Here is an 8,856-nt window from a genome sequence, read left to right as displayed (position 1 = left end):
GCGGACCACCGATAGGCTGGCTTGATGAATGAGTGTGCGCCCTCCTGGGAAGCCCTGGCGGGGCAGGTCGCCGACATGTCGCGGCGGCTCTCCGACATCGAAGCCAGGCTGGACGGCGAGTACCGGGGCCCCAGCCCCGACGAAGCGCCGGCCGAGGCCTACTGGGCGCTGCCCCAGCTCCGCGGGCGGCTCCAGGAAGCGGCGCGCGGCGGAGTCCTGTTCGCCGGGTCCGTGGTCGGCCTCGACGGGGAGGTCGTCGAGTGGGAGCGGTCCGACGCCACCGACTCGATACTGAGCTCGGACTGGTCGGAGGCGGCCGACGCGTTGGGGGCGCTGAGTCACCCGGTGCGGTTGCGCCTCGTCCAGGCGCTGGCTGGGGGGCGTACGGCGGTCGCCGAGCTCATCGAGCTGGAGGGGCTCGGGACGACCGGCCAGATCTACCACCATCTGCGGCAACTCGTCTCCGCCGGCTGGCTGGAGACGACGGGGCGCGGCCGCTATCAGATCCCCCCCACCCGCCTCGTCCCTCTGCTGGTGATGGTCACCGCGGCGCGCCGCTGACTCCGCCCCGGTCCGTCGGCGTCGAGTCCACGTCCGACGTCAGGTCCAGGCGATCGAGGGTGCGGCCCCGAAGGAGGCTTTCACGTGCTGCGGAACACCTTTGCCTCGATCATGCTGGAGGCGGGGGAGTCCGTGGTGACGGTGGTCCGGTGGCCGGGCCACTCCTCACCGGTGATCACCCTCGGTTACTATGCACCCTTCATGCCGGAGGCCGGGAGCAAGGGGCGGACGGCCATCGACGTACTGCCGGGGAGAGAGGGAGATCAGCGTGCCGATCGAAACTCCCCGGATTCTCCCCGGGGCTGATGCGGGGTGGGTCATGGGCAAAGGCGCCCGGCCGGTACCTCGGAAGGTGGCCATGGATCGTAAGGATGAAGGGGTAGGGCGGCTGCGAAAATGCTGAGAAACGTCATCGCCGCCCGTTACATCACGCCGCTGAGTGAGGGTGGCTCGCTGCCGGGACTGGTCGAGGCCGACGACCTCGGGACCTACGTCGTCAAGTTCACCGGCTCCGCGCAGGGCCGCAAGGCGCTGGTCGCCGAGGTGATCGTCGGTGAGCTGGCCCGTGAGCTGGGGCTCAGGGTGCCCGAGCTGGTCCTCGCCCACTTCGATCCCGCGACCGCCGCCGACGAACCGCACCAGGAGGTGCGGGACCTGCTGAACGCGAGCGCGGGGCTCAACCTCGGTATGGACTACCTGTCGGGCGGCACCGACCTCACGCCGGAGATCGTGCGGGACTTCCCGGTCGGCTCCGGGGAGGCCGGCCGCGTCGTCTGGCTGGACGCCCTCACCGTGAACGTCGACCGGACCGTGCACAGCTCCAACCTCATGGTGTGGCCCACCCTCGGCGTCGCGCCCCCGCGCCTGTGGCTCATCGACCACGGGGCCGCCCTCGTCTTCCACCACCGCTGGGACGCCTCCGCGCCCGAGAAGGCGTACGACTTCCGCCATCACGCCCTCGGCCCCTACGCGCCCGACGTCCGGGCGGCCGACGCCGAGCTGGCGCCGAAGGTGACGGAGGAGCTGCTGCGCGAGGTGGTGGCGCGGGTGCCGGACGACTGGCTGACCCGCGAGGCCGGCTTCGGCTCCCCGGGCGAGGTCCGGGACGCCTACGTCGGCTACCTGTCCGCGCGCGTCCGCGCCTCGCGCGACTGGCTGCCCACGGACTTCCCGACCCGTGAGGAACTCGCCGCCGAGAACGCCGCGCGCGCGGAGCGCACCCGGCGTGGCCGCCCCGACTGGCTCAAGCGGGTGCCCGACCTGCACGGCAAGCCGCCCGCCGAACAGGACTGGTCCGCGCACCTGGGCTGACGTACGCGGCCCGCCCGCGCCCCCGGTGCCGTGCGGTACCGGGGGCGCGGGTGACCCGAGGGGCCCGGGCGTCAGCCCTTCAGCTGCTCGTACGCGGGCAGCGTCAGGAAGTCGGCGTAGTCCTGGTCGAGCGAGACCGTCAGCAGCAGGTCGTGGGCCCGCTGCCAGTTGCCGGCGGCGAAGGCCTCGTCGCCGATCTCGGCGCGGATGTTCGCCAGCTCCTCGGCGGCGACCTTGCGGGCCAGCTCGGCGGTGACCTGCTCGCCGTTGTCCAGGACGACCTCCGCGTTGATCCACTGCCAGATCTGCGAGCGGGAGATCTCGGCGGTGGCCGCGTCCTCCATCAGGTTGAAGATGGCGACCGCGCCGAGGCCGCGCAGCCACGCCTCGATGTAGCGGATGCCGACCTGCACGGCGTTGACCAGACCCGCGTGCGTCGGCTTGGCGTCCAGCGAGTCGATCGCGAGCAGGTCGGCCGCCTCGACGTCGACGTCCTCGCGCAGGCGGTCCTTCTGGTGCGGCCTGTCGCCGAGGACCTTGTCGAAGGACTCCATGGCGATCGGGACCAGGTCGGGGTGGGCGACCCAGGAGCCGTCGAAGCCGTCACCGGCCTCGCGGTCCTTGTCGGCACGGACCTTCTCGAAGGCGACCTTGTTGACCTCGGCGTCGCGGCGGGACGGGATGAACGCCGCCATGCCGCCGATCGCGTGCGCGCCGCGCTTGTGGCAGGTGCGGACGAGCAGTTCGGTGTACGCGCGCATGAACGGCGCGGTCATCGTCACGGCGTTGCGGTCCGGCAGCACGAACCTGGCGCCGCCGTCCCGGAAGTTCTTGACGATGGAGAACAGGTAGTCCCAGCGGCCCGCGTTCAACCCGGCCGCGTGATCGCGCAGTTCGTAGAGGATCTCCTCCATCTCGTACGCGGCCGTGATCGTCTCGATCAGGACGGTGGCGCGGACGGTGCCCTGGGGGATGCCTAGGTAGTCCTGCGCGAAGACGAAGACCTCGTTCCAGAGGCGGGCCTCCAGGTGCGACTCCGTTTTCGGGAGATAGAAGTACGGGCCCTTGCCGAGGTCGAGCAGGCGCTGGGCGTTGTGGAAGAAGTAGAGGCCGAAGTCGACCAGCGCGCCCGGGACCGCACGGCCGTCGGCCTGGAGGTGGCGCTCGTCGAGGTGCCAGCCGCGCGGGCGCATGACGACCGTCGCCAGCTCCCCGTCCGGGCGCAGGGCGTACGACTTGCCGGTGCGCTCGTCGGTGAAGTCGATGGTGCGGGTGTAGGCGGCGGTCAGGTTGAGCTGGCCCAGGACGACGTTCTCCCAGGTCGGCGCGGAGGCATCCTCGAAGTCCGCGAGCCAGACCCGCGCGCCCGAGTTGAGCGCGTTGACGGTCATCTTGCGGTCGGTCGGGCCGGTGATCTCGACCCGGCGGTCCTGCAGCGCGGCCGGTGCCGGTGCCACCTTCCAGGAGTCGTCCGCGCGGATGGCGGCGGTCTCCGGGAGGAAGTCGAGCGTGGAGGTGTGGGCGATCTCGGCGCGGCGCTCCGCACGGCGGGCGAGGAGTTCGTCACGCCGGGGCGTGAACCGCCGGTGCAGCTCGGCCACGAAGGCGAGCGCCGCATCGGTGAGGACCTCCTCCTGCCGGGGCAGGGGCTCGGCGTCGACGATGGCCAGCGGGGACGGCGCTGGTGCGGACATGAGCTGTCACTTCCTTCAGCGGTGGCACCGGGTGCCAGAGGGCGCGTAGGGGACATAGCGCACCCGATGTGCGGGTGGGTGCTTCTGGTCAGTGGATAGTAGTTTCCTCATTGTGGAACTTCAAGGTGTGTTGATGTCGAGATTCTCCGGTTCGAGGAATGGTGGCGCCCAGTGCCACACCCCTCACTCGAGGTGGCGCAGGTCGGCCTCGGTGTCGATGTCGTACGGCAGCGCCACGTCCCCGCACTCCACGAGCGCGATCTCCGCCTCGCGCTCCCTCAGGTAGGCGCGTGCCCCCCGGTCCCCGGTGGCAGTCGCCGTGATCCCCGCCCAGTGGGCCGCGCCGAGGAGGACGGGATGCCCGCGCACACCGGCGTACGCCGCCGAGACGAGCGAGTTCTCGTCGCGGTACCCGGCACGCACCCGGGCCATCGCCTCCGCGCCGATGCCGGGCTGGTCCACCAGCGACACCAGTGCGGCCCGCGCGCCGGTGCCGGCCAGCGAGCCGAGCCCGGCACCCAGCGACGACCCCATGCCCTGTTCCCAGCCGGGGTTGTCCACGAGTACGCATCCGTCGAGCGCCACCCGCGCCCGTACGTCCCCGGCGCCCGCTCCCAGGACGACGTGTACGCGGGCGCAGCCCGCCGCGCGCAACGCGGCGACCGCGTGTTCGGCGAGTGGCCGTCCGCGGTGGTGGAGCAGTGCCTTGGGCCGTCCGCCGAGCCGCCGGCCGCCCCCGGCGGCGAGCAGCAGTCCCACCACCTGGTCTTCGTTGTCCGTCATGCGTCCTGCATACCCGACCGCCCGCCGGACGCCGCGGTGTTCGGCGGGTCCGGCGGGCGGTCGGGGGACTGGATTTCGCTCCGCCCGGTGGCGCGGGCGGCGCCGGGTGGCGTTTACTGGCGCGCGTCCCCTTGCGCCCGGTCGGCGACCGGGAGGGCACTCGGCACGTTCACCGCGTAGGGGTGCGCGACGGAGCGCGAGGGGGAGGGGCTGTGTTGCGGAGCTCGGAGCAGGAGCGGGTGGCGGCCGGCGGCGAGGAGGTGCGGGTGGCGGCACTGCGGACCGCGGTGTCCCGGTTGCGCCGCCAGCTCGCCCTGCTGCCCGCCGACTTCCCGGACCGGGCCGTGGCCGAGGACGAACTGGCGGACCTGGCCGCGATGACGGCGCACGGGGTCCCCGAGGTGCCCCGGCTGCACCGCTCCCTGCTGCTGATCGTCGGCGCGCTCGGTTCGGTCAGCGCCCTGGCGCGCGCCCTGGCGGACGTCCGCCGGGCCGTGGCCCTCTTCGGCGGGCCCGCGCACCGCTGAGCCCCGCCCTGCTGGACTCCGCGCGGCCGAACGTCGCACGGCTGGAGCGCCCGCCCCGTTGGACTCCGCACCGCTGAGCCCCGCCCTGCTGGACACCCCGCCCTGCTGGACCCCGCGCGGCTGAGCCTCGCATGGCCGGAGCCCGCCCTGCTGGACCCCGCGCCGCTGAGCCCCGCCGGGAGGTGGTCGGCGGCGCCGGTTACGCGGCCGGAGTGCCGTTCGAGGCCAGCAGTGCCTCCGACAGTTCCGCCGCGACCTGCTGGAGCAGCGGCACCATCCGGTCGGTGGCGGCGTCCGTGACCCGGCCGGCCGGGCCGGAGATCGAGATCGCGGCCGCGGTGGGGGAGTTCGGCACGGAGACGGCCAGGCAGCGGACGCCGATCTCCTGCTCGTTGTCGTCGATCGCGTAACCCTGGCGCCGCACGTCCTCCAGCGCCGCGATGAAGCCGTCCGGCGTGGTGATCGTCTTCTCGGTCGCCGCCGGCATGCCGGTGCGGCCCAGCAGGGCCCGTACCTCGTCGGCCGGGAAGTCCGCGAGGAGCGCCTTGCCGACCCCCGTCGAGTGCGGCAGGACGCGCCGGCCGACCTCGGTGAACATGCGCATCGAGTGCTTGGACGGCACCTGGGCGACGTACACGATCTCGTCCCCGTCGAGCAGCGCCATGTTGGCCGTCTCGCCGGTCTCCTCGACCAGCCGGGCCAGGTGCGGGCGGGCCCAGGTGCCGAGCAGCCGGGCGGCGGACTCGCCGAGCCGGATCAGACGCGGGCCGAGCGCGTACCGGCGATTGGGCTGCTGGCGCACGTAACCGCAGGCCACGAGGGTGCGCATCAGGCGGTGGATGGTCGGCAGCGGCAGCCCGCTGCTCGCGGACAACTCGCTCAGGCCGACCTCGCCGCCCGCGTCCGCCATCCGTTCGAGCAGGTCGAAGGCGCGTTCCAGGGACTGGACGCCACCTGTGGCGGACCTGGCGGAGTCGGTGGTGCTGGCGCTGGACGTCGGCACGGCACGTTCCTTTCGGGGCTGGCGGGAGAAAGAAGCGTACCCGGCGGCCGGTTGACTACCGGCTTGTACGTAGCTACGTTCTGCTTGCTGGAATTCTATTTCCGCTTTGTGGAAACATCCAGGGCTACGCCCCGGTCACGCCCGCCCAAAGGGTGCCTCTTGACGCGGGGGAACCGGGAATGAAGACTCCTTCAACAGAACGTTGAAATCGACGGCAGAGAGAGGGGTTCGGGTGTCCGACGCTGAACTGGTGCTGCGCTCGACGCGCGTCATCACTCCCGAGGGGACGCGCGCCGCGTCGGTCGCGGTGACCGGGGGCGAGATCACGGCCGTCCTGCCGCACGACGCCCCCGTCCCCGCGGGCGCCCGGCTGGAGGACGTCGGCGACCACGTCGTCCTGCCCGGCCTGGTCGACACCCACGTGCACGTCAACGACCCCGGCCGCACCGAGTGGGAGGGCTTCTGGACCGCCACCCGCGCCGCGGCGGCCGGCGGCATCACCACCCTCGTCGACATGCCGCTCAACTCCGTCCCGCCGACCACCACGGTCGCGCACCTGCGCACCAAGCGCGAGGTCGCCGCCGACAAGGCGCACATCGACGTCGGCTTCTGGGGCGGCGCCCTGCCCGACAACGTCAAGGACCTGCGCCCGCTGCACGAGGCCGGCGTCTTCGGCTTCAAGGCGTTCCTGTCGCCGTCGGGCGTCGACGAGTTCCCGCACCTCGACCAGGAGCAGCTCGCCCGGTCCCTCGCGGAGATCACCGCCTTCGACGGCCTCCTGATCGTGCACGCCGAGGACCCGCACCACCTGGCCGCCGCCCCGCAGCAGGGCGGCCCCAAGTACTCCCACTTCCTCGCCAGCCGCCCGCGCGACGCCGAGGACACCGCGATCGCGGGCCTCCTCGCCCAGGCCAAGCGGTTCAACGCCCGCGTGCACGTCCTCCATCTCTCCTCCGGCGACGCCCTGCCGCTGATCGCCGAGGCCCGCGCCGAGGGCGTACGGGTCACGGTCGAGACGTGCCCCCACTACCTCACCCTCACCGCCGAGGAGGTGCCGGACGGCGCGAGCGAGTTCAAGTGCTGCCCGCCCATCCGCGAGGCCGCCAACCAGGACCTGCTGTGGCGGGCGCTGGCGGACGGCATCATCGACTGCGTGGTCACCGACCACTCGCCGTCCACCGCCGACCTCAAGACCGACGACTTCGCCACCGCCTGGGGCGGTATCGCCGGCCTCCAGCTCAGCCTGCCGGCCATGTGGACCGCGGCCCGCGAGCGCGGCCACGGCCTGGAGGACATCGTCCGCTGGATGTCGGCGCACACGGCACGCCAGGTGGGGCTCGACGGGCGCAAGGGCGCCATCGCGGCCGGCCACGACGCCGACTTCGCGGTCCTCGCTCCCGACGAGACGTTCACCGTCGATCCGGCCGCCCTCCAGCACCGCAACCGTGTCACCGCGTACGCGGGCAGGACCCTGTACGGCGTCGTGAAGTCCACCTGGCTGCGCGGACAGCGCGTGGTGGCGGACGGCGCGTTCACCGAGCCGAAGGGACGGCTCCTCGACCGGGCCCGACGCGTCCGGACCCCCTGAACCACACACACCCCGAACGACGTGGAAGGAACACCTGATCACCGTGACGGCCCAGCAGAACACCTCGTTGGCGAGCTTCACCGGAGACGCGAACCCCTACGGAGGCGGCGACCCGTACGCGGACTACCGCACCGCCGACCTCCCCTTCACCCAGTACGCCAACCTTGCCGACCGGCAGCTCGGCGCGGGTGTCGTCGCCGCCAACGACGAGTTCTTCGCCCAGCGCGAGAACCTGCTGGTGCCGGAGCCCGCCGCGTTCGACCCCGAGCACTTCGGGCACAAGGGCAAGGTCATGGACGGCTGGGAGACCCGCCGGCGCCGTGGTGCCTCGGCCGGGCACCCCTGGCCCACCGAGGACGACCACGACTGGGCGCTCATCCGCCTCGGCGCTCCCGGCGTGATCCGCGGCATCGTCGTCGACACGGCCCACTTCCGCGGCAACTACCCGCAGGCGGTCTCCGTCGAGGGCGCCTCGGTCGCGGGCTCCCCGTCGCCCGAGGAACTGCTCGCGGACGACGTCAAGTGGACGACCCTGGTCCCGCGCACGGCGGTCGGCGGCCACGCGGCCAACGGCTTCGCCGTCTCGGCGGAGCAGCGCTTCACCCACCTGCGCCTCAAGCAGCACCCCGACGGGGGCGTCGCCCGGCTGCGCGTGTACGGCGAGGTCGTCCCGGACCCGGCGTGGCTCGCGGCCCTCGGGACCTTCGACGTGGTGGCGCTGGAGAACGGCGGCCGGGTCGAGGACGCATCCGACCTCTTCTACTCGCCGGCCACCAACACCATCCAGCCGGGCCGTTCCCGCAAGATGGACGACGGCTGGGAGACCAGGCGCCGTCGCGACCAGGGCAACGACTGGATCCGCTACCGACTGGTCGACCGCTCGCGGATCCGCGCGATCGAGATCGACACGGCGTACCTGAAGGGCAACTCGGCCGGCTGGGCGACGGTGTCCGTACGCGACGGCGAGGACGGCGAGTGGCGCGAGGTCCTGCCGCGCACCCGCATGCAGCCCGACACCAACCACCGGTTCGTCCTGCCCGAGGCGGCCGTCGGCACCCACGCGCGCGTGGACATCTTCCCCGACGGCGGCATCTCCCGGCTGCGCCTGTTCGGTTCCCTGACCGAGGACGGCGGGGCCCGCCTCGCCGCCCGCCACCAGGAGCTCGGCGGCTGACCCACCCGACCTGTGGGGTGCGCCCGGCCTGGACAGCACCGGCGCGCCCCACGCGCACGACCACCGGCTTCCTGGGTGCGCCGCGGGTGTCACGTCACCGTCGGCAGTGTCCTGTGTGCGCCGCGGGCGCGCGTTCCCCCAGTACTGGTACGCGTGTCGTCGTGCGGGCCTCCATGCGCTCCACCGGCGCACCCGGGCGCCCGCGAGCGGCACCA

General features: G+C 72.7%; 8 protein-coding genes. 5 read left to right on the top strand and 3 right to left on the bottom strand.

Features of this window, described 5'->3' with window-relative positions; translation table 11 throughout:
* Positions 1 to 24: 24 nt before the first annotated feature.
* The gene (locus tag ACVV2G_RS09300) at positions 25 to 561 is read left to right on the top strand and encodes an ArsR/SmtB family transcription factor (RefSeq protein WP_453842134.1); all 537 of its coding nucleotides are present in this window, start codon (positions 25 to 27) and stop codon (positions 559 to 561) included.
* Between the two features lie 396 nt (positions 562 to 957).
* Positions 958 to 1,872: a HipA family kinase gene (locus ACVV2G_RS09295; RefSeq protein WP_453842133.1), complete on the top strand. Its 915-nt coding sequence runs from the start codon at positions 958 to 960 to the stop codon at positions 1,870 to 1,872.
* Positions 1,873 to 1,943: 71 nt separating this feature from the next.
* Here the strand turns inward: ACVV2G_RS09295 and aceB are convergent, their stop codons facing one another.
* Both aceB and ACVV2G_RS09285 read right to left on the bottom strand, forming a co-directional pair.
* Positions 1,944 to 3,566 carry a malate synthase A gene (aceB, locus tag ACVV2G_RS09290; RefSeq protein ID WP_453842132.1) on the bottom strand — a complete coding sequence of 541 codons (1,623 nt, stop codon included), beginning with the start codon at positions 3,564 to 3,566 and terminating at the stop codon, positions 1,944 to 1,946.
* A gap of 183 nt (positions 3,567 to 3,749) precedes the next feature.
* Positions 3,750 to 4,349, bottom strand: coding sequence for a nucleotidyltransferase family protein (locus tag ACVV2G_RS09285; protein ID WP_453842131.1), 600 nt, complete (start codon positions 4,347 to 4,349; stop codon positions 3,750 to 3,752).
* Between the two features lie 212 nt (positions 4,350 to 4,561).
* On the opposite strand from ACVV2G_RS09285, the gene ACVV2G_RS09280 reads away from it, so the two are divergent.
* On the top strand, positions 4,562 to 4,876 hold the full coding sequence (locus ACVV2G_RS09280; protein WP_453842130.1) for a DUF5955 family protein: 315 nt from the start codon (positions 4,562 to 4,564) through the stop codon (positions 4,874 to 4,876).
* Positions 4,877 to 5,075: 199 nt separating this feature from the next.
* Here the strand turns inward: ACVV2G_RS09280 and allR are convergent, their stop codons facing one another.
* Positions 5,076 to 5,879 (bottom strand): allantoin degradation transcriptional regulator AllR, encoded by an 804-nt coding sequence (gene allR, locus ACVV2G_RS09275; protein ID WP_453842129.1) that lies wholly within the window; start codon positions 5,877 to 5,879, stop codon positions 5,076 to 5,078.
* Between the two features lie 232 nt (positions 5,880 to 6,111).
* Between allR and allB the strand changes: the two genes are divergently transcribed.
* Both allB and alc read left to right on the top strand, forming a co-directional pair.
* Positions 6,112 to 7,467 (top strand): allantoinase AllB, encoded by a 1,356-nt coding sequence (gene allB, locus ACVV2G_RS09270; protein ID WP_453842128.1) that lies wholly within the window; start codon positions 6,112 to 6,114, stop codon positions 7,465 to 7,467.
* Between the two features lie 43 nt (positions 7,468 to 7,510).
* The gene (gene alc, locus ACVV2G_RS09265; protein ID WP_453842127.1) at positions 7,511 to 8,641 is read left to right on the top strand and encodes an allantoicase; all 1,131 of its coding nucleotides are present in this window, start codon (positions 7,511 to 7,513) and stop codon (positions 8,639 to 8,641) included.
* The last annotated feature ends 215 nt before the right edge of the window (positions 8,642 to 8,856 follow it).

Source organism: Streptomyces sp. JK94, from assembly GCF_053613315.1.
The sequence above is the reverse complement of the archived record's forward strand: the minus strand, read 5'-3'. Positions and strand labels throughout refer to the sequence as shown.

What these genes read in the sequence shown, in the direction of transcription:
- aceB (WP_453842132.1), bottom strand. Translation starts at nt 3,566, where the DNA reads ATGTCCGCACCAGCGCCGTCCCCGCTGGCCATCGTCGACGCCGAGCCC.
- ACVV2G_RS09300 (WP_453842134.1), top strand. Translation starts at nt 25, where the DNA reads ATGAATGAGTGTGCGCCCTCCTGGGAAGCCCTGGCGGGGCAGGTCGCC.
- ACVV2G_RS09285 (WP_453842131.1), bottom strand. Translation starts at nt 4,349, where the DNA reads ATGACGGACAACGAAGACCAGGTGGTGGGACTGCTGCTCGCCGCCGGG.
- ACVV2G_RS09295 (WP_453842133.1), top strand. Translation starts at nt 958, where the DNA reads ATGCTGAGAAACGTCATCGCCGCCCGTTACATCACGCCGCTGAGTGAG.